The organism is Paenibacillus sp. 01T422 (assembly GCF_056398785.1).
This window is the reverse complement of sequence record NZ_JBFTQB010000120.1, coordinates 1-25,117: the sequence shown is the minus strand read 5'-3', so window position 1 is coordinate 25,117 and position 25,117 is coordinate 1. Positions and strand designations below refer to the sequence as shown.

Here is a 25,117-nt window from a genome sequence, read left to right as displayed (position 1 = left end):
ACTACGAACAGCCTGCTAACCGACCTGATCAATCAGGAAACCAGCATTCGCGGTTTTGAGTTAACGGGCAATGAGCAATATTTGGAACCTTATACCGCTGGCAAAAAACAACTGGAAGCAGATCTGGACAACATCCGCATTTATGATAAAAAGTATCCAACTCTCCAGCTCATCATGGATACACAAGCCATTCCAGCCATTACCAACTTGCAGCGCTTCTTTGACAGCCAATTAGAACTCATTCGTGCGGGGAAAACGGAAGAAGCCAGAACCCGGATTGCCTCAGGCAAAACGATGATGGATCGTTACCGTGTCATCCATACGAGTATTGAGAAGACGATTGTGCAAATCACTGAGGACGCCTACAATTCATCGCTCAAAGCTGGTCAGACTTCTCGTACCATCACCATGGTCGGAGGCATTATTGCACTCATTGCAGGTGTAATGTCCCTCTTCATCTCATTCAGGGCTATTCACGCTGAAGAGGAGCTTCGCAAAAGCGAGGAAACCTATCGGTATATGGCCGAGAGCCTCGAAACCCAGAATGAGGAGATCATTGCCCAGCAGGAAGAGCAGCAGATCACTTTGGCCAAGCTGTCCGAAAGAGAACGGGATCTTGAGCTAATTTCTTCCTACCAAGAGAAGCTTACTGGCTACGTGGAGCTCAAAGATTTCTTGAAGCAAACGCTGCCCGCCCTGCTAAATTCCCTCCTGCAGGATGCAGCTCTCGTTGTTATGAAACGTGAATCCGATAATGGCGATGGCGATGATAGCAATTCCACCTATGAAGTCATTCACTCTATCGGTTATCCGAAGGAACACATTCAGGTTCATCAGAACGAGTTATTCGGGCCGGCTAGACGTGTCTTTGAGGAAGGCACGAATCTGGTCCACACACGTGATGTATCCGGGCATGAGAAAGGTGTCCATGGCGGGATGATGCACGCTGTCGATCATTATGTCCCTCTTCTTGACGACAAACAGACGGTCATCGGCTTCCTGCTCCTAACGAGCTACCAAAGCTCCGTGTTCCAGGAAAACAACCAGCGCCTGACGAAGGGCTTGGTTCGTCAGTTCGGCTTGGCGTTTTTTGCACAAGTGATGAATGACGAGAGAGTGAAGCAAGCCGCCCATTTGGCGGAATTGAACGACGAGCTCACTGCCGAGAAGCTGTTAATTGAAGGGCAACGCGACTTGATTCAAAATATTTTGGAATCGGCGCACGAAGGCATGATGATGTGCGACTCCGAGGGGACCATCCTGTTCGCCAACCATCGGATGAGTCGTTATTTTGGTTTGAATGAGCGCATCGGCGAGAATTTGGTGGCTAGCTGCGACGCGATCGCCGCTGAAACGCCGAGCTTCTTCGGCGCTGCTTCTTCCATTGAAGCGCTGATTAATGGCGCGCATACGCATCTGACGCAGCGCTTTGGCTTTGTGCTGGATGATCAGCCCCAGCATGCGGAGCTTTATGCCACTGTCGTCAGCGAAGATACGGAGCAGCAGGGTTATCTCTTCGTTTTCCGTGACCGAACGGAAGAAGAGCGGGTCGATGAAATGAAAAATGAGTTCATTTCCATCGTCTCTCATGAGCTGCGGACTCCATTGGCGAGTGTGCTTGGCTTCATTGAGATTCTACTCCATCGCGAGCTGCCGCAAGACAAACAGAAGAAATACATGGAAACCATTTATAAAGAAGCTCATCGTCTCTCGAACTTAATCAATGATTTCCTTGATTTACAGCGCATGGAGTCGGGGCGGCAGTTATACCATTTCTCCCCAATCAACTTATTGCCAACCGTTCAGGACATCGTTGATCAGTGGCAGGATAAGCAGAACCATAGCATCATCATCCATCAGCAGGAACAGGAATTATGGGTGCGGGCAGATGCGGATCGAATCCGGCAAGTCTTCCATAACCTGATCAGCAACGCGATTAAGTATTCCCCGGGTGCAGAGCGGATCGATATTTATTTATCCACTGAGAATGGTAAAGTTGTTGCCGCCGTGCAGGACTACGGACTCGGTATCCCTGAGGAAGCACATGATCAAATGTTCTCCAAGTTCTTCCGCGTAGATAACTCTGACCGACGTCAAATCGGCGGAACTGGCTTAGGCTTAGCTATTGTGAAAGAGATTGTCGAAGGACATAGCGGACAGATCTCTTACGAATCTCAAATGGGAGCCGGCACTACCTTCCGGATTGAATTCGACCAGTATCAACTATCTTCCATGGAGGGGAAAATCGTTATTTTCGAAGATGACGACGACCTCGCCAAGCTGATTCAAATTGCCTTGAATAAACTGGATCTTCCTTCCATCCAATTGCGCTCGGCTGAAGAGGGGATCATCGCTTTGAGCCGCTGCAAAGGTGAACCGATTCTGTTCATCGTGGATATCCATCTTGAAGGTGTAAAAAACGGATGGGATTTCATTTCTGACTTATCCAGGCATCCCATGTACTATCAGACTCCGGTTATTGTCTCTACCGCACTGGATCAACCGCATGATTTCCATGAGAAAGAAATTCAGAAATATCTCAAAAAACCGTTCTCTATGGAGCGTCTAGTCCAGGTAGCGAAAAATTTACTCGATAATAAGAAAAGCAATGCGTACGTCTTTCCCGCTCAGGACAAAGATTCTCTCTCTAATACCTTGCAGCGCAACGGCATCGATGTAGTTGAGATGAAAGAAAATATGGATATGATTGAGGTTGAAATCAAGAAACCTTCATCAGACGCCTAGCAGCGCCTCATTTCTCCCCTGACCTAACATCTCTCTTCCTCCAGCTTGGGGGTGGGGAGATTTTTTTATTGTAAACCGACAGGGATTTCTCTACCTGGCAGCCAATATACTAGTGAAAACGAATTCATTCATCGAAGAAAGGGTGACCCTGGTGGCAAAGCTTGAACCCGCTTCCAATCCCATGCAGACACGCAGCGCTTGGACACTGTTCTTCTCCTTACCGATATTTGCCTGGGCCATGTACGATTTCGCGAACACCATCTTTTCCTCCAACATCGTGACGGTCTTTTACCCTTTTTATTTAAAAGAAACGTTAGGAAAAAGCGAAGAGTTGAATCAGATAGCCAGCACTTTTATCACATACTCCAATGCCTTATCCAGCTTGTTTCTCGTCCTGCTCTCCCCTTTATTCGGGGTGTGGATCGACCGTACTGGCAAAAAGAAAGCCTACCTCGTCCCCTTTACCTTGATTGCCATCGCGGCGACTTTGCTTATGGGCGCTTCGGCCATCTGGCATACCGATCAACAGTGGATGGGACTTAACACTTCGATTCTAGGCGTGATTTTCTTCTTCATGGTCGCGAAATTCTTTTATAATTCCAGCTTAATCTTCTACGATTCCATGATTTCGGATCTGGGCAGCGAGCGTGAAATCCCCATCATTTCAGGTGTAGGCGTAGCCGTTGGATATGTTGGAACGCTAGTTGGTCTAGTTGTTTTCCCTTTAATTAATGGCAATCATTTTGAAAATACATTTATCCCTAGCGCCCTCATGTTCTTATTATTCTCCCTGCCGATTATGTTCCTCTACAAAGAGAAGCCACTAAAGCCGGTTAGTGAGAAAAAATCGCTCCTGAGCGGCTACCGAGAGATCTGGGCCACATTCAAAGAGGCGCGAAAATATCGTGCCGCTTTCCTGTTCATGATTGCTTACTTCTTCTTTAACGATGCCATTGCCACAGCAATAGCAGTTATGGCGATTTATGCGAATACGGTGATGGGCTTCACAACAGGGCAGTTCATTCTGCTCTACCTGGTCTCAACCGTATCGAGCATCATCAGCTCCTTCCTCTTCGGCTATGTCACCCGCAATGTGGGGCCAAAAAGAGCCGTAACAATCGTCGCCTTCGTTCTAATCGTCGCGATTGCCATTGCAGCGTTAGCGACCAGCCAAACCCTGTTCTGGGTTGCCGGCAGCCTCTACGGCGTATCGATGGGCGCCATGTGGGTAACGTCTATTAGACACTAAAGCATTCGTTGCTTTAGTGTTTTTTTTCGCTCTGAAGCCGTCCTATGTATCGGGCAGCGTTGATGTTGAAACAGAGATAGGGAAACCAATTGTATCATGGGAGGAGAGATCCATATGCGGTACAAACGAGTCCTCATTAAGCTAAGCGGCGGGGCTGTTGCGGGAGAAAGCGAGTTCGGTTTCGATCCTAAACAACTGGATCATATTGCGAATGAAATTATGACCGTTGTTCAGTTAGGTGTTGAAGTGTGTCTTGTAATTGGCGGGGGCAATATATTCCGCGGCAATATGGGCGAGAGCTGGGGCATCGAGAAAGCGGAGGCTGACAATATCGGAACTCTCGCTACCGTCATCAACAGCTTGATGCTGCGCGGTGTGCTGAAGGCCAAAACCGACGCGGAAGTGCGCGTCATGACGGCGATTCCGATCGCTTCCGTAGCGGAGCCTTTCATCCGGCTTAGAGCCATTCATCATTTGGAAAAAGGGTACATCGTTATATTCTCAGGGGGCAATGGACAGCCTTTCGTCACGACGGACTATCCCTCGGTCCAAAGAGCTATCGAAGTGAACTGTGAAGCCATCCTCGTTGCGAAGCAAGGCGTTGACGGCGTGTTCGACAAGGATCCCAAGCATCATAAAGAGGCCCTCCAATACAAATCTCTCCACTACAACGACGTCATCCACCACAATCTGAAGGTCATGGATCAGTCCGCCTTTATTCTGGCGCGGGATTATCACATTCCCATCCATGTGTTCAATTTCGACAAACCCGGGTCCATGAAAGAAATATGTGCAGGACAAAATACAGGTACAATCATCAGCGGTTCCTCGGAGCTTATTTATCAGCAAGGGTAATGAACGGACAGTAGGTACCCTACGAAGGACCCGTCCGTGGGGGCTCGCCCGCAGCCTTAATAGCGGAACTAGAGGGCGCTATCTAGGCGAAAAGCGTTGATTCGCGGGAACGAGGGAACTATAGGCTCTTATTTCAGCCTAATCAGCTATTTTCTGCATATAATGACGAATTAGCGAACCCTATTTCCCTCACACGGGCTCAAGCGCCTATTTTCGACGAAATAACGCCCTGTAGCTCCGCTTATAGACAGGAAAAAGGATAGAGAACAGTTTAGTAGCTGCCGCTCTATCCTTCTTTATTTACTCATTTCAGCCTAGCATGAGCACGTAATAATCATTCGCATTCTTCGTTCTAAAGCCGCAAGATTCATATAGACCCAGCGCCTTCTCATTTTCGACCGATACTTCGAGCTTGATCAATCCCGCCCGATGCTTCTGCTTAAGCTCCCAGATAGTCTGACTCAAAACCTGGCGCCCATATCCTTGGCCTCGATGCCCTGGCAGTACACAAAAACCGTAGATGAATCCGCTGGCATCGTCTCCAATCATGGCACCGATTTTCCCAATCGGTTCTTTCTGTTCCCCGTGCCCGAGCTCAGCGATCCAGGTTCTTTCTTTGTCACCGGTAATCGTTTGGTTAACATACTCTCTCGTGTCAGCTTCCGTCATATTGAAACCGGACATATTAAGTTGAACGAGCAGCTCTGTATCCCGCACATTGGCAGAACGCAGCGCCAGCGGCTGTTCACCGGTTTGTGGCGTGCCATCTGCACCCTCTTGGAGCTCCATCACGTATTCGGAGAAATGGTATTCCGCGCCAAGCTTCGTCAAAAAAGCTTTCCCGCTCGCCGATCCCCGCTCATTAATGAAAATCGCCTTCGGTACCCCTCTGCGTCTGCACGTTTCCAGCGCCGTCTGCACCAACTGGCTATAAATACCTTGGTTCCGCGCCTCTGGATGCACCATTCCGCTAATTTCCACTTCTGTAGACAGAAAGCTATATATCGCCAAAAACCCGACAATCCGGTCATCCCGGTAAAATAAAAAGTCATTCGATACGCCCGGTGGACGATCCGATAAGGTACCCCAGTTTAGCTTTATCTCAATATGGTCATGACTGTTACATATCTCCCATAGGTTCCTAACTTCATCCAGCTCCTGAGGTGACAGTCCTGCCCGTGCAAATATGCCTTGTTTCAATAGATTGTCCTCCATACTACTTAGTCGCTTGCCTACTGTCATTATACATGTCTGCTCTTCGGGGTGGTAAGCTAATAAATAATTTTACATAAAGTTTCGTACTCAGTGAACGATTGATCCTTGTTGTTCGTACTATCTATGAATTCAGGCAGAGAGGGTGACCCTTGACTTGGAAGAGCAAAAATGGCTTGATCGGGCAACGCGGGGAGATCGCACCGCTCTGTCCCAGTTGTTGCAACAGCATTATGATTTTGTTTACAAATATTTGTTGAAAATAACGCTGAACCCGACCCTGGCGGAGGATCTAACGCAAGATACCATGATCCGATGCATCGAGAAAATAAAGCTGTACAATACGAAATCTAAGTTCTCCTCTTGGCTGATCACAATAGCCACTCGTTTGATGATTGATCAAGCGCGGCGACGCAAACGCGAGAAGAAATGGCAGGAGCAGCAGCAAGCACAATCCTTGCGTCAAATGCAGTGGCACGCCAACAGTCAGAACGAGGCTTGGCCTGATGTACTGAATACTTTGGCTGAACTGCCGGAGGAAAGCCGTATTCCGGTAATCCTCAAGCACTACTACGGCTACACCTATGAAGAAATCGGCCAAATCCTCGCCATCGCGGAAGGGACCGCTAAATCGAGAGTGCATAACGCTTTGAAACAATTGCGAAAGGAGCTGGTGTAGATGGACGACTTTCAGGACGCTAATCATAAAAGGCCTCAGATGAGCAGCTCTGAAGGCGAGCAGGATGGTCCTCCCACTGAGGCCGAGGTTGCCGTTCAGAGGCTGCAGCAGGGGCTAGACGCGTTAGACGGCCTATTCCCCGCTTCGCGACCGAGCAGCACTTGGTTCGATCAACAAATCGCAGCCGTACAGAAAAAGCAGCGTTCGCGGCTGCTCGGTGATCTGCTCAAACTGTGGGGCGCTGCCCTGCTGCTGCTCTATCTTCTCTTCATGATTGCAGCTGCACAGCCGGTTACTTTCATTACCTTCCAAGCATTGGCGGTCATTGCGCCGTTAGCTTGGCTACTCCTTAGAAAGCAGGTGGACTCACATGAAACATGAGGGTTGGGATGCACTACCTATATGGGCATGGATTGGCATCGCCCTGATTCTGCTCGTGCAAAGCACATGGCTGTTCGTTGATGCGCGCAAAAGGAGTGCTCGTTATCCTTGGTTTTGGGGGATTTGGGGCATCCTTCAGGCACCGACGCCACTGATCGTGTACTTGTTTGCCGTACGTAAGATTCACCGCAGCTTCTCGGGCAAGGGAAATTGAGTAAAGTTCACGATTTCTTCTACTGTGTTGAAGCTTGTATGGTTATTCATTTGTTGTAATCTCACTTGTAATTTACCGCCTATTACTACCTCTATTTTCAAAGAAATTTCCACTTTCGTCCAATTAACTGGAATTTCTAGCGTTAATTTCATCAATTCTAGCGGATTTCCGTTAGTTACCTAGGATTAGCTGGAGTTTCTACCGCTATTTCATTCCCTGCTACCGAGCAGCGCGGATTAACGGTAGTTTTTCCATCTAACCGAGCGATGGCGTACAGATAAGCGAATCGAACAAGAAGAGCCGGTCCCTCAAAGGGCTGGCTCTTCTCGCTCTCACAGTGCCTGCCGAGCATATTCATCCGGCGTCTGGCCGATAATGGACTTAAAGTCCTTTATAAAATGCGACTGGTCGTGGTAGCCCAGATCCATCGACAGCTTGGACCAGTTCGGCTTCACACTCACATCAGTCATCTCCGCCGCATTCTGGATGCGCGCGAGCTTAATGACCCACTTGGGCGTGACACCTACGTAGTGGTCGAAAAGGCGCTGCAGCGTCCGTTTGTTCACATGGAAGTGCTCACAGAGGCTGTCTACCTTCGTGATATCCGGCTGCTCGTTAATATAATCAATGATTTCATTGATGAAAGCTACCTGCGTATCTTGTTCCGGCAGCTTGGGCCGAATCATTTGCTCGATGAGCGCTACCATCTGCTGTTCCTCTTCCTGTGCAAATATGCCGGCCTCTAACGCATGCGGATCGGCGGCATCAAATACGCTCTGAAGGCTCAGCGGGCTGGTCATGCCGGAAACCGGCTGCTTGAGAAACGGATAGAAACCGCCAGGCTTAAATTTCACGCCAAATACGCAGCCATGGCCTTCCAGGTGATGGCCGTATTTCTCTTTTCCAGGACCATAAATGGCTGTTCGACTGGGCTCAACGATCAGATTGACGCAGGGATTCGGGATCACGTGCTGCATATAAGGCTCTTGGCCCCTTAAATCCCACCGAACGATCCAATAATGGCGAATGAAAAAGGACAAGTCCTCCGAAGGTGCAAGTCTGGAAAGCTGAAATTTCCGTGCTGTTTGCTGCAGATTCATGATTCCTAGACTGGGCTTGATGAGGTCTGACATGACGTCAATCACTCCTTGTCGCGTTTTTACAATACTTGGAACGTACAAACCTTTATCATAAACTTAACACATATCGAGGGAGTGAGTTAAAGTTGGAATTAAAATACGAATTTTACATTGGTGCAACTTGCAAAGAAGTGTGGGATATTCTGGTGACGCCTGAGGGGACGCGTAAAATTCTGTTCGGGAGCGTACTGGAGTCAACATTCGAGATCGGTTCTGAGTTCAGATACATTGGGCTTGGCAATGACGGAGATGAAACGGTGCATGTATACGGCACGATTCTGGCCTATGAGCCGGAGAGACTTCTCTCCTGCATCGAGCATGCTGGCCCATCTTACAACCCTAATCATGCGGATTTTGAGTCGCGGATGACGTATACCTTAGAGACGGTTGGCAGCTGTACGAAAATGACGCTCATCAATGACCAATGGACGCCGAACCACCCAAGCTTCGAGAGAACGCGAGAGAGCTGGTGGATGATTTTAAGCAACATTAAGACACTTGCAGAGACTGGTAAAACATTAGACTTCGGTTGGTAAATAGGCGGCTATCTCAGAAGGGGAAAGATTAACTCTCCGAACCCCTGAGATAGCCTTTTTTCCACTTATAAAGGTAAAAGTGCAAGCGATGTTTCCCCTTCAAGCCCCTCAACCATAACATGCCAAGCCTGCGGTTTATTCGCCAGAACGGCATAGTAACGCTTCAAGAACGCCATGACAATCGCCGCATCTAGCTGCGTCATGTCTTCATCTGTCGGAAGGAAACATAGATCCRGCTCCTCCACCGCTTCCCCATTGTTTTCCCAAGAGGGATGCACATACGGGAAATCAATTCGTTTGTAACCGAGATGCGACAGAACCTCTCGCCGCACGTAGGGGTCCATCGGCTTCACGCCACCGAACGCATGCCCTTCTATCCGATACGGATCATAGATCTCAGCAAACATCCCAAGCATCGGCTTGCCCGACTCAGCAGCTAAAGCTTCTAGATCACTCCAGCGTTTACGTGCCATGAAACGGCCAATGCCAAGTCCCGCTTGGCCTATGATCGTGAAATCCGTCATCGCCACTTGAAAATCCTCATAATAACGGTACTCTGTCGTGCCAACGACCTTCCCTTCGTGCACAGCGACGAACACCCGAATGCCGGGGTCCTCCAAAGGTTCTTTCCACAAAGAGAATTCCAGCACCTCTTCTGGTGGGAATACCTCTTTCATTAGATCATGCATTGCGCGAAACAAAGGGTTGTCTATACTCGTTATCCGTATGTATTCCATCAGTTCCTCAAGCTCCTTTACGTCCTAATTCGAAATGGATTCCGCCACTCCATCAAAAGCGCATAGTTCAGTGACTCCTCATCCTGCAAATAATTCGGCACAACCTGCACCGGCGTTCTCCCACAGCGCAGCAGGAACGTAATAACCGGGTCCTTGCAGGTCCCTGCCATGACCGCCTTCGCATATTCCTCTGCGGTCATCCCTTCGGCCCACTGATGGTACCCCGGCATGCGCCCGCCTCCTAGCAGCCTGCGCAGCCCCAAGTGCACGACTACCTCATACATGGACTGCATCATCCATTTGCCAAGACCGAACTTGCGGTATGCGGGCATCACGCAGATATCCACAATATACAGGGTATCGCCGTCAGGCCGGTGCGTACGGATGTAACCATCGTCAGTTAGCGTCGACCAGCTATGATCACCGGCATGCTTCTCGTCATAGTCGACAAGCAGACCCGTGATGGAGCCAACAATCTTCCCCTCCACCTCTACACAGAGTGCGCCTTGGGGGAACCGAGTGATGTGCTCCGTCAGCTGCTCCTCATTCCACCATAATTCCGACGGAAAAGGCGGTGGAAAACTCATCTGCTGAACGCGAATCAGCGCGTCAATATCCGCTTTTTCATAACTGCGTATGACTGCCTGAGTGGGCTTGTCGCCGTCGAAGACGTACAGCTTTTTCGCGTAAAATTGGTGCGAATTCATATCCGTCATGCTAGGTATCCCCCTCGCCCTGATTAGGACCAATCGGTGTACAGATCCGTCCTGCGGTCACGCCATGTGGTGACAGCACCTTTTTCGCGGACAAGGGTTAGCAAATCTAGATCCAAATCAGCCGTGACCACCATGTCACCGTTGATTTCGCCTTCGACCATAATACCTTTTGGTGGAAAAGGTACATCATTCGGGGTTAGCACCGCAGCTTGCCCGAAATTGGCCCTCATGAAATCAACGGTTGGCAGTGCGCCGACCGTACCCGTCGTGACAACGTAGATTTGATTCTCAATTGTCCGTGCATGGCATGTGTAGCGCACACGATGGAACCCATGCCGATCATCCGTACAGGAAGGTGCAAACAGCACATCAGCGCCGCGGGCTCTAGCCATTCGGACGATTTCCGGGAACTCCACGTCATAGCAGACGAGTATCGCGATGCGGCCTTTCTCCGTGTCAAAAACCTGCAGCGAATCCCCAGCACCCATATTCCATTCCTTCACCTCGGTCGGGGTAATATGCAGCTTTTTCTGCTCCCCAATACGCCCGTCCGGATAAAATAAAAAGGCTGTGTTATACAGCTTGCCCTCCTCAGAGGTAATGTGCGTGCCGCCAATGATATGCATGCCCGTTTGCTTCGCCAGCCCTTGGAAAAGCGTCCGATAAGCCTCCGTAAAGGATGGCAACGCCTCAATCGGCAGTGCTTTACCGTGCTCATCGCCAATGGACATCAATTGTGTCGTAAACAGCTCGGGGAACAGCACAAAATCCGCCTCAAACTCCTGAGCCACCTTCACATAATGCTCCACCTGCGCAGCAAACTCTTCAAAATTGTGTATCGAATGCAAATGGTACTGCACGGCCGAAACTCGCATTTTCAACGTCATCTCTCCCAACTTTTCATCATTTCTGTAGGCCAGAGTTATAAGCTAACAAGCACTCGCCCTCTAACTTTTCCGTCCAAAACCTCTTGCGTCGCCTGGGCAACTCCGTCTAATGTAACTTCTTTGTACATCATCCGCTCCAGCAGCTGCGGTTTCAATTCCCCGGCTATCCGCTCCCACAAAGGCCTCCGAATATCGGATGGGCAATATACCGAATCAATACCCAATAGATTCACGCCTCGCAGTATAAAAGGAAACACCGTCGCGGCAAATTCACCGCCACCTGTCACACCGCTCAGCGCTACGGATCCGCCGTACTTCATCCGGCTCAGCACGTAGGCCAGGGAGTCTCCTCCCACCGGATCGACACAACCTGCCCACAACTCCTTGTCCAGCGGTTTCCTAACGGCAGGGGACAATTCTTCTCGGGGCACCACACGCTTCGCCCCCAATTCAAGCAAATACGAGTGATCGGCGGACTTGCCCGTACTTGCATCCACCTCATAACCGAGAGCTGCCAGCATCGAAACGCTGTTGCTGCCAACCCCGCCAGTAGCGCCTCGAACGAGGACAGGGCCCCGCTCCTTGCTCAGCCCGTTCTCCTCCATGCGCTGAATCGACAATGCTGCCGTAAAACCAGCCGTCCCCAGTATCATGGACTCCTTGTGGGACAGCCCCTTCGGCAGCGGAACAACCCAGTCGGCTGGAACGCGCGCGTAGGCGCTAAACCCACCGTAATGTCCTGTTCCCAGCTCATAGCTGGTCACAAGCACCTCATCGCCCTCGCGAAAGCGCGGGTCTGACGAGGCGGCAACCGAGCCTGCCAGATCGACTCCTGGCACCATGGGGTACTTGCGTACAACGCGCCCATTCGGAGCGCAAGCCAACGCATCTTTATAATTAATACCCGAGTAGCGCACCCGTATCGTCACTTCACCCGGTGGTAAATCTTCCATTCGCAGTTCTTTCACTTGGGCAGAAAAACGTTCCTCAGTCTTCTCCACCACTAACGCCCTAAAGCTACCCATGCTGGTTTAGCCTCCTCGGTCCTCTTAGAATTCAATCAAGTGAAATTTCCATCAACTACCCATTTAGTTTACTAAAATAGTGACCAGTATTCAAAGGTTGTCATAGACGTTCCACCATGGGCTAAATGAGCTGTAAAAACTACCGCTAATCCGCGCCGCGTCAGTCCTGAGAATGAAATAACGGTTGAATCTACAACTAAATCGCCTGTCGGGTAGCGAAAGTTGGTAGATATGACTAGATTAACAGTAGGAATTACAGTTAATCGTCCAAAAGTGGTTCAGAAGTAGAAATTAGCTGCAGTATTCGGCGTTAACTACAAGTAGTCCATAGGTTCTGTGACGCTACCTACTCCGTACTCCCCCGATGCCATGTTGCCAACCTTTACGCCTCCAGTAGTCAATCTGAAATAGCAATTAATACCAACACTAGAACTACATCCACATACCTGAGGCTCCTGCTATTAACGAAAAAAACTCCCCGGTCATATGACCAGGGAGCTCCTCTTATTGCTGCTGCGCAAAGCCCGCAGCTATCAAAAACCGTTCAAAAGCCGCTTGCCCGGCTTCATCACGCTTGAACACGCCCGCGTCGAGCAGCACGTCCATGAACTTGCTGCCGACTTCCTCCTGCAGCACCGCTTTCGCGCCGTCTGCCGTCAGCGCAGCGCCGTGCTTCGCGAGCATCGCCTCGATCCATGCCGCATGCTTATGCAGCGGATTAGCGGAATCATCGCGGATTGCGCTGCCGAAGTCGGCTTCGCCCGTGAGGATCTTGGCGATATCCGCCAGCTCCTCCTGCAAGCGGCCTGGCAGTACCGCCAGCCCCATAACCTCAATCAAGCCGATGTTCTCCTTCTTGATGTGGTGCAAGTGCTGATGCGGATGGAAGATGCCATCCGGATGCTCTGCGCTGGTGCGGTTGTTCCGCAGCACCAGGTCAAGCTCGTACTCGCCCCGTGCGTTGTTGCGGGCGATCGGGGTAATCGTGTTATGCGGGATCCGCTGTCCGTCCTTCTCGCTGAAGGCGAGGACGTCCGCTTCCGCATCGCTGTATGCGCGCCAGTCTTCGAGCAGCTTGCTCGAAAGCTTATAGAGCTGCTGCTTGTTATGGCCGCTCAAGCGGATTACCGACATCGGCCACTTCACGATAGCGGCCTTCACACCAGCGAACTCAGCGTTAGCGATTGTTTTCTCACTTGCTGCTTTCTCCATCGGGAACTGATGGCGTCCGCCCTGGAAATGGTCATGGTTCAGAATGGAACCGCCCACGATGGGCAGATCCGCATTGGAACCAATGAAGTAATGTGGGAATTGATCGATGAAATCGAGCAAACGGTAGAACGTATTCGCTGTTGTTTTCATCGGGATATGTTTCTCATGGAAAATAATGCTGTGTTCATTGTAATACACGTAAGGCGAGTATTGGATGTACCATTTCTCGTTATCCAGCTCTAACGGAATAAACCGTAGGTTCTGTCTTGCCGGGTGATTCACACGTCCGGCATAACCTAAGTTGTCTGCGCAGAGCATCATTCTTCTGTATACGATCCATCCGAATATAATTGGAATCAATGGATTGCTTATAAAAATAATTCGTTGCCGCCTCTACCCCATTGGTCTTCGCTGTGTTCCAGAATTGATTCACTACCTCGGAAGGACGAGGCATGAGCAGCCCCATAATCCGTGCATCCAACAGATCTCGGTACGTGACTGTGTTCTCTTCCAGGAGACCTGTCTCGAAGGCTGCATCCAGCAGCTCTTCCAGTAAAGCTACAGGGCTGCTTAACTTCTCTTCCGRCACTTCTCCTGCATAAGGCTCAGCAAGCCCGAATAAATCAAGCAAAGCATTTCGTGAAATATAGACGTCCAACTGCTCAATGAGTCCATTTTGCTTCGCAAACTGAAGGAGCCTTTCTATGGTCAATGCCGTAAACTGCGATGCTTCAACTGTCCGTTCCATGTGTGCCACATTCCTTTCTAAACAAGCTTACTCAGCGTATCCGCTCGGGTTATTTTGGTGCCAGTTCCATGCGCTCTCAATGATGGATTCCAAAGAGTCACGGCTCGGCTTCCAGCCCAGTTCGTTTCTAGCACGCTCAGAGGAGGCAATCAACGTTGCCGGGTCACCCGCTCTGCGCGGCTCGATCACCGCAGGAATTGCATGGCCCGTCACTTTGCGAGCGATATCGATGACTTGTTTAACCGAGAAGCCTGTGCCGTTGCCCAGGTTATAAATATTGCTGTCAGCTCCGCCGCGCAGCTTCTCTACCGCAAGGACATGCGCGCTAGCCAAATCGCTGACGTGAATGTAATCGCGCACGCAAGTGCCGTCTTCCGTCGCATAATCGTCTCCATAAATGGAGATGTGCGCTCTTTGTCCGAGTGCTACTTGTAAAATGATTGGAATAAGGTGCGTCTCGGGACTGTGATCCTCGCCGATTTTGCCGCCGGCATGTGCGCCCGCTGCATTAAAATAACGAAGAGATACATATTTGATGCCATGGGCCGTGTCGAACCATTTCATCATTTTTTCCATCGCCAGCTTCGTCTCGCCATACGTATTCGTAGGCAGGGTACGATCGCTTTCCAAAATCGGAATATTCTCAGGCTCACCATAGGTAGCAGCTGTCGACGAGAACACGATATTTTTCACGCCGTATTGATTCATCTTTTCAAGCAAGCAGAGCGTTCCGTACACGTTATTGTGATAGTATTTGGCAGGATTGGTCATGCTCTCGCCAACTAGCGAATTTGCTGCGAAATGAATGATGGCATCAATGCTGTTTTCAGAAAAAACAGTATCCAGAAACTCACTGTCGCGCAGATCGCCGACATACAGCTTGCCGCCAAGCACGGCATTTCTGTGCCCTTGCTGCAAGTTATCGACAATAACAACCTCTTCCCCTTTTTCCAGCAGCTCAGCCACTGCATGCGAACCGATATAACCGGCTCCCCCTGTTACTAGAATCGCCATTTACAACGCCTCCCCGATCTGTTCGACGCCATTCCCGATATCGCATACGTAGAAACTTGGTGTCAAACCTGTTTGTTCTGTATATTCTTTGCCGACTTGATCGATAAATGTTTGTACGCTGTCTTCGTGAACCAAGGAAACCGTACATCCGCCGAAGCCTGCACCAGTCATTCGCGCACCTAGCACACCCGGAACCTTCAGCGCTGCCGCAACCATCGTATCCAGCTCTACGCCGGTTACTTCATAGAGATCACGCAGTGAATCGTGGGAACCGATCATCAGCTTCCCAAAAGCTTCAAGGTCATTTTGCTCAAGAACCTTGATCGACTGGAGCACACGATCAATTTCTTCTACAACGTGCTGCGCTCTGCGGCGAACCGTTTCGTCCGGGATCAGATGCTTGTATTCATTGAATTGATCCAGGTTTAATTGACCAAGCAATGTGAGCGATGGGAACTGCTTTTGCAGGTAAGTAACCGCCTGCTCGCATTGGCTTCTTCTTTCATTGTAAGCGGAGTCGACGAGACCTCTGCGTTTGTTCGTGTTTCCGATTACAAGCTTGTAGCTGCCGCTATGGAATGGCACGTGGCGGTACTCCAGCGTATCGCACATGAGCAGGATCGCGTTGTCCTTTTTCCCATTAGCTACAGCGAATTGATCCATGATGCCACAGTTCACACCAACGAATTGGTTCTCTGTTTTTTGCGCTAGAAGGGCAATTTTAACAGTATCAATCGGATATTTCTCAAGAGTTTCTAGCGCATACGCCGTCACAACTTCGATGGAAGCTGAGGACGAGAGTCCAGCGCCGTTCGGGATTTCACCGTGGAACAAAAGGTCGTAGCCTTTCGTAACTGGCATGCCTTCTTGGGCCAAGTGGACAAAGATTCCTTTCGGATAGTTCATCCAGTTATCTTCTTCTTGGTAGGACAAGTCATCTATGGAAATTTGTTTGCGAAGCGCCAGATTGGTCGATGCAAATCCGATGACACGGTCTTGTCTTGGACGGATCAGCAGAGTCGTTCCGAACGTTAATGCCGCTGGGAATACATAACCGCCATTGTAATCCGTGTGCTCACCGATCAGGTTAACCCGGCCTGGAGCATGAAACGCTGAAATTGGCGCTGCGGATTCCCCGTAAATTTCAATAAACGTGTCTTTTAAAGCTTGCAAATCTGCCATTCTGGCACCGCCTTTAGTTTTTTGTAGGATTGATGTAAGAGCAAGTTTGTAACTTCAGTATAAGAGAAGAACGCACTGTTGGCTATGGAAGCATGTTATTTTCACATGGAAAAATGTGATTTCAACCTTTCTTCGCGGCTGCTAAGTATGGTAAATTAAAAGGACCATCAGGACATATCCAACGGAGTTGAAGATAAGTCATGCCCAAGCAGGAAAGCTACTATGTCGTTTCTAATCCACTACCATCTGGAGAGAGCGCTTTGACCGTGCTGTTTGCCGGGGAGAGTCAGACTAAGCCTGTACATCGGTTAGGCCCAAAAGTGTACGACTACTACTTAATTCACTATGTTATTTCAGGGAGAGGCGTGTTTTCCACCCAAGGGGAAGAGTACGCGCTAGGCGCGGGAGATAGCTTCGTCATCGAGCCAGAACAGCTTATCAGCTATGTTTCGGATGAAATCGATCCGTGGCATTACTGCTGGATTGCCTTTACAGGCGAGCAAGGTCCCACTCTGGTAGCTTCAACAGGTATTAATCCCTTGCAGCCTATACTTCACATCAAACGCAATCGGCACATTCCTGTTCTGTTTCGCCATATTCAACAAGCTTTACGTGCCAAGAAAGTGAGCGCACAGCTGAAGTCCATCGGCTATCTACTCCTTCTATTAGGTGAGTATTGCGAAGCTGTATCTGCCTCCACACCAGCTGGCATCGTTACGGAGGCCGAGAGCGACCGGATCGTACAGCAGGCTATCCATTATTTGTCCACCCAATATGCCGAGCCGATTACCATTGAAATGATGGCCGAGAGCTTAGGCTATAACCGCGCCTATTTGTCACGCTTATTCAAGCGTCACACGAAGGTCACTCCTGTTACTTTTCTGCTCAAGCTTCGTGTCGATAAAGCGCGTCAGCTGCTGCGCGAGCGACTGGAACTGACGATTGAACAGATCGCAGCCTCTGTCGGCTTTTATGATCCGTTATATTTTTCCAAACAATTCCGCCGCTTATACGGCGTTTCTCCGAGCGAGTACCGAAATCAAATCAAATCCCTGTGAGGGTGTGTGCGTGGGGACTTGTTAAGGAGGCATGCGGGGCTGGGGAGCTTGAGGTACTTGAGGTACTTGAGGCGCTTGTGGACTTGAGGTACTTGAGGTACTTGAGGTACTTGAGGTACTTGAGGTACTTGAGGCACTTGGGGCACTGAGACACTTGCGACACTTGCGACACTTGCGACACTTGCGACACTTGAGACACTTGAGACACTTGAGACACTTGAGACACTTGAGACACTTGAGACACTTGAGACACTTGAGACACTTGAGACACTTGTGACACTTGAGACACTTGTGACACTTGAGACACTTGTGACACTTGTGACACTTGAGACACTTGAGACACTTGAGACACTTGAGACACTTGAGACACTTGAGACACTTGTGACACTTGTGACACTTGAGACACTTGTGACACTTGTGGCACTTGTGGCACTTGTGGCACTTGTGGCACTTGTGGCACTTGTGGCACTCGGAGCGCTTGTGGTACTTGCGAGCTTGAGGCGCTTGCTAGGCTGCGTGTCTTGCTTGTCATGCGAGTCCCGCTTGTCAGTGCTCTGCGTCCTGCCTTGTCCTGCCTGTCCCACCTTACCCTGCCTTGTCCTGCTTATCCCACTTCCCCTTATCACTCCTGCCACCTCCCACTCCCCCTGCACAGTGAAAAGGAACTACAGGACTCTATTTCCCAAGAAACCCCCATTCTCCTCATCGAAAGGGATCTGTGATCCTCTATTTCGCTGATTTTGACCGGAACTACGCCGATTCGAGTACGAATAAGGCACTGTAGTTCCGCCCATCCCCTCAATTAGGCCCATTGCCCCGAAATAAGGCACCGTAGTTCCCCACACACAAAAAAAACACCCCTTAGAATTTCATCGGATCTACCCAAGGGGTATTTCCAATGTCTATCCTAAGAGGTGCACTTCGTAGTTCTTATCGTTTGCCCGGATCGTAAGGCTCACCAAGAGCCGATGGCGCTTTCGCCCGGCCTACAGCGCCCGCCAATACTAAGATCGTTAACACATAAGGCAGCATGTAGAGGAACTCCTGCGGGATGTTCTTGGAGAAATCGAACAATCGCATGAAGTTGTTGAGCGCCTGCGCCATACCGAAGAATACGGCAGCGCCCAGTGCGCCAAACGGATGCCACTTGCCGAAGATCATCGCAGCCATCGCAATAAAGCCTTGGCCGGAAATCGTATTATGCGAGAAGGCGCTTGTTGTCGTCAATGTAATGGTTGCACCGCCAAGACCACCAAGCAGACCGCTGATCAAAACAGCGATATAACGAACCCGCTTAACCTTAATCCCAACGGTATCCGCGGCACTCGGGTGCTCACCAACGGAGCGAAGGCGCAGACCGAATGGTGTTTTGAACAATACATAGTACGTAACAGCAACGAGAATTAGAGCAATATAGGTAGTCGGATAAGCGGTAAATATCGCATATCCGATATACGGAATTTTCGACAAAAGTGGAAACTCCCATTTTGAAAATACATCGTTTAATGTTTCCGTTTGCCCAGCGCCATTGAATAGCACTTTTACCAAAAACAGTGTCACACCAGCAGCTAAGAAGTTAATAACGACCCCGCTGATAACTTGATTCGCTTTAAAAGTAATTGTCGCTACCGCATGAATGAGCGCGAAAATGAGCGCAAATAACATAGCCGTCAGCAAGCCGATCCACGGAGACCAAACTCCCATGTTCGCCTCTTCCGCATAATAAGCGCCAACCGCTGAAGCGAAGGCTCCAGAGACCATAAGTCCCTCAATCCCGATGTTGACCACGCCAGAGCGCTCTGAGAAAATACCAGCCAGAGCTCCGAAGATCAGTGCCGTTGAGTAAACGAGCGTTGTGTTAATAAGTTCACTGAATTTCGTGAAAAACGCGTTGAGCATTGTGAGCAGGTCCATGTTACGACGCCCTCTCTTTCTTGCGTTTGCTATAGAACGGGATGAGCACCCATTTAACGATACCTTGTGTGGCTACGAAGAAAATCACCGAGCCGATAACGATGCGGATAATTTCCGGTGGCACATCCGCCCCGAAGCTCATTCCCGCTGATCCGTAGGATAATCCGCCGAATAGCGCGGCTCCTAGGACAATCCCGATCGGATTGTTAGCGCCCAGCAAGGAAACCGCGATTCCATCAAATCCGTAACCCGGTGTGCCTGCCGCAACGACCTGATAGTGGAACACACCCAGAATTTCAAATACCCCGCCTAGTCCGGCAAAAACACCCGAGATAAACATCGCCTTAATAATATTGCGATTCACATTCATGCCCGCATACTTCGCAGCATCCATATTATGACCAACGGCACGCAGCTCGTAGCCTTGTCTTGTTTTCCAAAGAATGATATAAAAGACAACTGCCGCGAGGATCGCAATCACGGTACCCCAGTGAATCCTGGCATGGTTCATTAGGTCCGACAACCAAGTAATACTAAGCGAAGCTGAGTCTTGAATCATATAAGAGCGCTGCTGCTTGGGCTCCAATAGGAATGTATTTACGATATAGTTCGAGAAGAATAACGCGATCCAGTTGAGCATGATCGTTGTGATAACCTCGTTAACCCCACGTTTTGCTTTCAAATAACCTGCGATAGCTCCCCAGAGCCCACCAACAAGCGCTCCGACGATAACAGCCAAAGGCGCATGAATAATCCACGGAAGGCCCACCACTTTCACACCGATAAAAGTAGCCCCCGTCATCCCCATGACGAACTGCCCTTCAGCTCCGATGTTAAAAAGGCCTGTCCGGAATGCAAAGGCAACGGATAATCCCGTCAAAATCAGAGGAGTAATCGCACGAATCGATTCCCCGATATCATACGAATTTCCGAAAACACGAGAAAATAATGCCCCATATGCAGCTATTGGATTATAGCCACCTGCCAGCATGACGAGCGCTCCGAATAACAGCCCGAGCACAATCGCCACGATGGGATTCACCGCTGATTCACTTGTAAAAATACGAGCAACCTTATTCATGAGCAGCTCCTTTCCCTGTGTGTTTACTRCCAGCCATCAGAAGCCCGATCTCTTGATCGTTCGTCTCTTGCGGCAGCACTTCTCCCACAATCTGTCCTTCGTAGATAACGGCAATACGGTCCGATACGTTCATAATTTCATCCAGCTCAAAAGAAATCAACAAAACCGCTTTGCCCTTGTTCCGCTGCTCGATCAGTTGACGATGTACGAATTCAATCGCTCCTACATCCAATCCTCGCGTTGGTTGAGCGGCAATCAGCAGGTTCGGATTCTTGTGTATTTCCCTGGCAATAATTGCTTTTTGTTGGTTTCCTCCCGACAAAGAACGAGCCTTATTGTAAATGCTTGGCGTCCTTACGTCGAACTGCTTAATCAGCGCTTCCGCATGGCGGTCAATCGCATCGTAATTGAGGAAGCCCGCTTTGTTATAGGCGGGATGGAAATACGTCTCCAACACCATGTTTTCGCTCATGGAGAAATCGAGCACGAGTCCATGCTTATGCCTGTCCTCCGGAATATGCGACAAACCTGCCTCCGAGATCTCTCTCGGCGTATGGTTCGTGATGTCATTTCCCGCCAGCAGCACTTGTCCGCTATCAATAGATCGCAGCCCAGTTAATGCCTCGATCAATTCACTTTGTCCGTTGCCATCAACACCGGCGATGCCCAGAATCTCCCCGGCTTTCACCTCGATGTTAAGTTCTTTCAATGCAGCCAGCCCTTGATGATTCCGAACAACCAGGTTCTTAACTTGGAGTACAGGCTCCCCAAGCTTCACTTCTTTCTTATCCACTTTAAAAGAAACATCACGCCCGACCATTTTCTCGGCCAAAATTTGCGGATTCGCATCTTTGCTTGCAATGGAACCAATCACTTTCCCGCGGCGAATAATCGTCACGGTATCAGCAATCTCCATAATTTCTTTCAGCTTATGTGTAATGAGAATGATGGATTTGCCCTCTTTCACAAGATTGCGCATAATGACCATCAATTCGCTAATTTCTTGCGGCGTTAGTACGGCAGTTGGTTCGTCAAAAATGAGAATATCGGCGCCGCGATACAGCGTTTTCAATATTTCAACGCGCTGCTGCATGCCGACGGAAATATCTTCGATTCTTGCTTTTGGATCCACGCGAAGCCCGTATTGCTCAGATAGCTTGCGCACTTTGTCTTGCGCTGTTTTGATATCGACATTCAGCCCTTTTCTTGGCTCCATGCCCAAAATAATGTTCTCCGTTACGGTAAACGGCTGTACAAGTTTAAAATGCTGATGCACCATCCCGATGCCCAGCTCAATCGCCCTATTCGGGCTATCAATAAAAACTTCATTGCCTTGCACTTTTATAAAGCCTTCGTCCGGCTGATACAGCCCGAACAAAATATTCATCAATGTGGATTTACCCGCACCATTTTCACCCAGCAAGGCATGGATTTCACCCTTCATCAGCTTCAAGCTGATGTTCGTAACCGCTATGCCTATTATACACGTATTATGGTTTTTCAGGGACTTTGATTTCGCCGCTGATGATTTTTGCTTTGTACTCGTCAACTTTTTTCAAGATATCTGCTGTTACGTTTTTCTTAGATGTTTCTGGAAGACCTACACCGTCATCTTTCAGACCAAGTGTAACGACTTGACCACCTTGGAATTTGTTGTCGATAACGTCTTTGGAAACACGAGCAACCGCGTTGTCAACACGCTTCAACATGGAAGTCAGTGTCACTTCATCGCCGAACTCAAGGGATTGGTCTTTATCTACACCGATAACCCAAACTTTTTTACCGTTTTTCGCACGGTCTTTTGCTTCGTTGAATACACCGTTACCTGTGGAGCCAGCTGCGTGGAAAATGATGTCTGCGCCATCATTGTAGATCGTTGCTGCTGCTGCTTTACCAAGGTCAGGCTTATCGAATGCGCCTGTATAGTTGATTTGAATTTTTGCATTAGGGTTAACTGCTTTCACACCAGCTACGAAACCAGCTTCAAAACGTTTGATAACCGGGATGTCAATTCCGCCAACGAAACCGATTTTGTTGGATTTTGTCGTAAGACCTGCAACCACACCTACAAGGTAAGAACCTTCTTGCTCAGAGAATGTTACAGATTCTACGTTTGGAGCTTCTACAACGTTATCAATGATCGCAAGTTTAGCATTTGGGTTTTGAGTTGCAACCGTTTTAAGCGCGTCACCCATCAAGAAACCAATACCCCAAGTCAGGTTATAGCCATCTTTTACGAATTGGTTCAAGTTAGGCGTGTAGTCAGCATCGCTTTTGCTTTCCAGGTTCTTAACGTTTGTGCCCGTTGACTTCTTCAGTTGTTGCAAGCCTTCCCAAGCGCTTTGGTTAAAAGATTTATCATTTACGGCATAATTCGTGATGTTAACCAAGTTGACATGGTCTTTTTGTAAAGCCCCACAATATAGGTTTTAAGCCCCAATTATTTATTATACTACCGCCGGTCAATAAAATCTAGATGACCTATTTTTAATTTTTTTCGGTCATCAATGTCAGGAATTGATTGGAAGATAGCGGACTGCTGAACAGTTTTCCTTGCACCTCCGTACATTGCAGAAATTTCAGGTACTCGAACTGTTCTTCCGTTTCGACACCTTTCGCAATTAAATTCAACCCTAATCGGTGGGCCATCCGGATGATGGCAGCAGCAAGCAGCTGATTCTCGTCATCATCGACAAGGTCTCTGATCAGTGTACTATCCAGCTTCACACTATCCAGCGGCATACCTTCCAGCCCGCTTCGTGTAAATAGCCCCGTACACAAGTCATCCATAGCAATGCGTACGCCAAGCTTTTTCAGCATCGTCAGCTTCTTGCTCGCTTCTTGCACGTTGGAAGACGTGATGCTCTCCGTAAGGTCTAGTTCGACCAGGCAGGGATCGATCCCTGTTTTTTGCAACACATCAGCTATATAAGTAATGAAATGATCATCTTTAAATTGTGAAGATGTAATCGCGAACGTCATTCTAAGCGGCTCTTGGCCTGCATCCTGCCAGCCTCTCATCTGTCTGCATGCGGTTTGAAACGCCCATTTGCCGATAGGCACCATGAACCCCAATTCATCCGCCGCTTTCCGCCAATCCATGAGCTTACGGAGCTGCTTGCTCCCCTTCTCCCAGTAAAGGCTGACCTCTGTGCCGATGAGCTTGCGGCCTACAATTTCATATTGCGGCTGATACTGCAGCTCGAATTGTTCCTGCTCTAAAGCCAAACGGAGTTCATTCTCCATGTGAGCTTTGCTCTTCACCATCGTATCGATGTCCGACGCATAGAATTGAAAGCGGTTATTCTCATGGTTCTTAGCCTCGTACATCGCTTCATCCGCACGCTGAAGAAGCTGTTCGGGCCGAGTGCCATCTAGCGGATATAAAGCAATCCCCATGCTAGCGGTTATTGTAACGGTTCTTCCATCCAGGATAAAGGGTTCATCCAGCACATTTTGAATGCGCGTAGCCACTACCCTGACGTCCTCTGGCTTGGTAAAAGATTCAAGCAAAATAATAAACTCATCACCGCCCTGACGGTACACCGTATCCGATCCACGCAGGCAACCTAACAACCTCTCAGATGCAAGACGGATAAGCTGATCTCCAGAGGCGTGACCATATGAATCATTGACTTCCTTGAATCTGTCCATATCGAGAAATACAACAGCCGCAAGCTGATCATAACGCTGAGCATGAAGGAGTACGCGCTTCAAGCGGTCCTCAAACAGCCGTCGATTCGGCAATCCCGTTAATGTATCATGGTAGGCTAAATAGGCTAGCTGCTTACTCTTCTCCTCCTGTTCGATTCCGTTTAGCCGCAGGTGGCGGATGCAAATGGCAAAAAAGAAACAAATGAGCGCTTGAATGAGGACGAACAACATCATCTTCGGGGTAAATGTAAAAGAAGCAGCAGCAAGTAGATTGGCCGTCAGCAGAAAGAAACCCAGTATGCCCAAATAGCGGAGCTCCCGTGCTTTCGTCTGTTGAATCCACTTTAAAAAAAGGCTTCTCATTGGGGKGGAACCTCCATTCCGGTCATCAAAAAAGGCTATTCCATTTGGAATAGCCGTAGGCGTACCTGTATCGGTAAACTGCTCCTGTCGGCAGCCCAGCCATCATCGTTGCGGGGGCAACCTAAGACCCGGAGCTTTGCGTCCTTACCTTTCGGCAAGTTTGCCTTTTACAATATTCAGGTAAAAAGAGAAAAAGCAGGACTAATTAACTATATCACAATTATTTCTACTCTGGCTATTTTTACTTAAATTAGCAAATTAAAAAGTTTCGGATCTTTATTAATTTCGATGTAACCATAGTCCTTACTGGACAAACGCTCAATAAGACCCTCGTAATCATCTTTGTTTTTCAACTCGATGCCGACTAGTGCCGGAGCATCATCCCGATTATTCTTTTTCGTATATTCAAAACGCGTAATATCGTCGGTCGGCCCCAGAACTTCCTCCAAAAATTCACGCAAAGCGCCTGCACGCTGAGGGAAATTGAGGATAAAGTAGTGCTTTAAGCCTTCGTAC

The 25,117-nt window shown here is 49.1% G+C and carries 21 protein-coding genes, 3 pseudogenes and 1 riboswitch; of the genes and pseudogenes, 8 read left to right on the top strand and 16 right to left on the bottom strand.

Annotated features, from left to right (window positions below):
- From AC1DUA_RS09420 to pyrH, 3 genes are all read left to right on the top strand, one after another.
- Positions 1-2,745, top strand: a 2,745-nt coding sequence (locus AC1DUA_RS09420; RefSeq protein ID WP_477499482.1) for an ATP-binding protein, incomplete at its 5' end; no start/stop codon positions are given.
- Between the two features lie 151 nt (positions 2,746-2,896).
- Positions 2,897-3,994 (top strand): MFS transporter, encoded by a 1,098-nt coding sequence (locus AC1DUA_RS09415; RefSeq protein ID WP_477499481.1) that lies wholly within the window; start codon positions 2,897-2,899, stop codon positions 3,992-3,994.
- Positions 3,995-4,108: 114 nt separating this feature from the next.
- Entirely contained in the window at positions 4,109-4,849 is a 741-nt protein-coding gene (gene pyrH, locus AC1DUA_RS09410; RefSeq protein ID WP_477499480.1) for a UMP kinase, read from the top strand.
- A 309-nt stretch (positions 4,850-5,158) separates the two neighbouring features.
- On the opposite strand, the gene AC1DUA_RS09405 is transcribed toward pyrH, so the two are convergent.
- Entirely contained in the window at positions 5,159-6,049 is an 891-nt protein-coding gene (locus AC1DUA_RS09405; protein WP_477499479.1) for a GNAT family N-acetyltransferase, read from the bottom strand.
- A gap of 169 nt (positions 6,050-6,218) precedes the next feature.
- On the opposite strand from AC1DUA_RS09405, the gene sigY reads away from it, so the two are divergent.
- The 3 genes from sigY to AC1DUA_RS09390 are packed head-to-tail and all read left to right on the top strand — an operon-like array spanning position 6,219 to position 7,335.
- A complete protein-coding gene (sigY, locus tag AC1DUA_RS09400) occupies positions 6,219-6,740 on the top strand; it encodes an RNA polymerase sigma factor SigY (protein ID WP_477499478.1) in 522 nt (173 codons plus the stop codon).
- Positions 6,741-7,121: a DUF5345 family protein gene (locus AC1DUA_RS09395; RefSeq protein WP_477499477.1), complete on the top strand. Its 381-nt coding sequence runs from the start codon at positions 6,741-6,743 to the stop codon at positions 7,119-7,121.
- Positions 7,111-7,335 (top strand): sigmaY antisigma factor component, encoded by a 225-nt coding sequence (locus AC1DUA_RS09390; protein WP_477499476.1) that lies wholly within the window; start codon positions 7,111-7,113, stop codon positions 7,333-7,335. Before AC1DUA_RS09395 ends, AC1DUA_RS09390 begins: the two co-directional genes overlap by 11 nt.
- Positions 7,336-7,667: 332 nt before the next feature.
- On the opposite strand, the gene AC1DUA_RS09385 is transcribed toward AC1DUA_RS09390, so the two are convergent.
- Positions 7,668-8,468 carry a DUF6597 domain-containing transcriptional factor gene (locus AC1DUA_RS09385; protein WP_477499475.1) on the bottom strand — a complete coding sequence of 267 codons (801 nt, stop codon included), beginning with the start codon at positions 8,466-8,468 and terminating at the stop codon, positions 7,668-7,670.
- A 92-nt stretch (positions 8,469-8,560) separates the two neighbouring features.
- Between AC1DUA_RS09385 and AC1DUA_RS09380 the strand changes: the two genes are divergently transcribed.
- The gene (locus tag AC1DUA_RS09380) at positions 8,561-9,010 is read left to right on the top strand and encodes an SRPBCC domain-containing protein (protein ID WP_477499474.1); all 450 of its coding nucleotides are present in this window, start codon (positions 8,561-8,563) and stop codon (positions 9,008-9,010) included.
- Between the two features lie 65 nt (positions 9,011-9,075).
- Here AC1DUA_RS09380 and AC1DUA_RS09375 read toward each other — a convergent pair whose 3' ends face one another.
- From AC1DUA_RS09375 to AC1DUA_RS09345, 7 genes and pseudogenes are all read right to left on the bottom strand, one after another.
- Positions 9,076-9,747 (bottom strand): GNAT family N-acetyltransferase, encoded by a 672-nt coding sequence (locus AC1DUA_RS09375; protein WP_477499473.1) that lies wholly within the window; start codon positions 9,745-9,747, stop codon positions 9,076-9,078.
- Positions 9,748-9,764: 17 nt separating this feature from the next.
- Positions 9,765-10,463 carry a GNAT family N-acetyltransferase gene (locus tag AC1DUA_RS09370; protein ID WP_477499472.1) on the bottom strand — a complete coding sequence of 233 codons (699 nt, stop codon included), beginning with the start codon at positions 10,461-10,463 and terminating at the stop codon, positions 9,765-9,767.
- Between the two features lie 23 nt (positions 10,464-10,486).
- Complete coding sequence (locus AC1DUA_RS09365) at positions 10,487-11,344, bottom strand: carbon-nitrogen hydrolase family protein (protein ID WP_477499471.1); 858 nt, start codon at positions 11,342-11,344, stop codon at positions 10,487-10,489.
- A 41-nt stretch (positions 11,345-11,385) separates the two neighbouring features.
- Positions 11,386-12,375: an acrylyl-CoA reductase family protein gene (locus tag AC1DUA_RS09360; protein ID WP_477499470.1), complete on the bottom strand. Its 990-nt coding sequence runs from the start codon at positions 12,373-12,375 to the stop codon at positions 11,386-11,388.
- Positions 12,376-12,879: 504 nt separating this feature from the next.
- Positions 12,880-14,335, bottom strand: a pseudogene (locus AC1DUA_RS09355) (UDP-glucose--hexose-1-phosphate uridylyltransferase).
- Positions 14,336-14,362: 27 nt separating this feature from the next.
- Positions 14,363-15,349: a UDP-glucose 4-epimerase GalE gene (gene galE / locus AC1DUA_RS09350; RefSeq protein WP_477499469.1), complete on the bottom strand. Its 987-nt coding sequence runs from the start codon at positions 15,347-15,349 to the stop codon at positions 14,363-14,365.
- Positions 15,350-16,531: a galactokinase gene (locus AC1DUA_RS09345; RefSeq protein ID WP_477499468.1), complete on the bottom strand. Its 1,182-nt coding sequence runs from the start codon at positions 16,529-16,531 to the stop codon at positions 15,350-15,352. It lies immediately after the preceding gene.
- 200 nt (positions 16,532-16,731) lie between these two features.
- Here AC1DUA_RS09345 and AC1DUA_RS09340 point away from each other — a divergent pair, with 200 nt between their 5' ends.
- Entirely contained in the window at positions 16,732-17,589 is an 858-nt protein-coding gene (locus AC1DUA_RS09340) for a helix-turn-helix domain-containing protein (RefSeq protein WP_477499467.1), read from the top strand.
- On the opposite strand, the gene AC1DUA_RS09335 is transcribed toward AC1DUA_RS09340, so the two are convergent.
- From AC1DUA_RS09335 to AC1DUA_RS09305, 7 genes and pseudogenes are all read right to left on the bottom strand, one after another.
- Positions 17,576-18,121 (bottom strand): hypothetical protein, encoded by a 546-nt coding sequence (locus AC1DUA_RS09335; protein ID WP_477499466.1) that lies wholly within the window; start codon positions 18,119-18,121, stop codon positions 17,576-17,578. The genes AC1DUA_RS09340 and AC1DUA_RS09335 overlap by 14 nt on opposite strands.
- A gap of 398 nt (positions 18,122-18,519) precedes the next feature.
- Entirely contained in the window at positions 18,520-19,503 is a 984-nt protein-coding gene (locus tag AC1DUA_RS09330) for an ABC transporter permease (protein ID WP_477499465.1), read from the bottom strand.
- 1 nt (position 19,504) lies between these two features.
- Positions 19,505-20,584, bottom strand: coding sequence for an ABC transporter permease (locus tag AC1DUA_RS09325; RefSeq protein WP_477499464.1), 1,080 nt, complete (start codon positions 20,582-20,584; stop codon positions 19,505-19,507).
- Positions 20,577-22,088: an ABC transporter ATP-binding protein gene (locus AC1DUA_RS09320; RefSeq protein WP_477499483.1), complete on the bottom strand. Its 1,512-nt coding sequence runs from the start codon at positions 22,086-22,088 to the stop codon at positions 20,577-20,579. Before AC1DUA_RS09320 ends, AC1DUA_RS09325 begins: the two co-directional genes overlap by 8 nt.
- A pseudogene (locus AC1DUA_RS09315) lies at positions 22,075-22,950 on the bottom strand (BMP family lipoprotein); the annotation flags it as partial. The gene AC1DUA_RS09320 and the pseudogene AC1DUA_RS09315, both read right to left, overlap by 14 nt.
- Positions 22,951-23,071: 121 nt before the next feature.
- Positions 23,072-24,601 (bottom strand): putative bifunctional diguanylate cyclase/phosphodiesterase, encoded by a 1,530-nt coding sequence (locus tag AC1DUA_RS09310; protein WP_477499463.1) that lies wholly within the window; start codon positions 24,599-24,601, stop codon positions 23,072-23,074.
- An 86-nt stretch (positions 24,602-24,687) separates the two neighbouring features.
- A riboswitch (cyclic di-GMP riboswitch) is annotated at positions 24,688-24,776 on the bottom strand.
- A 70-nt stretch (positions 24,777-24,846) separates the two neighbouring features.
- Positions 24,847-25,117: pseudogene (locus AC1DUA_RS09305) on the bottom strand (threonine dehydratase); the annotation flags it as partial.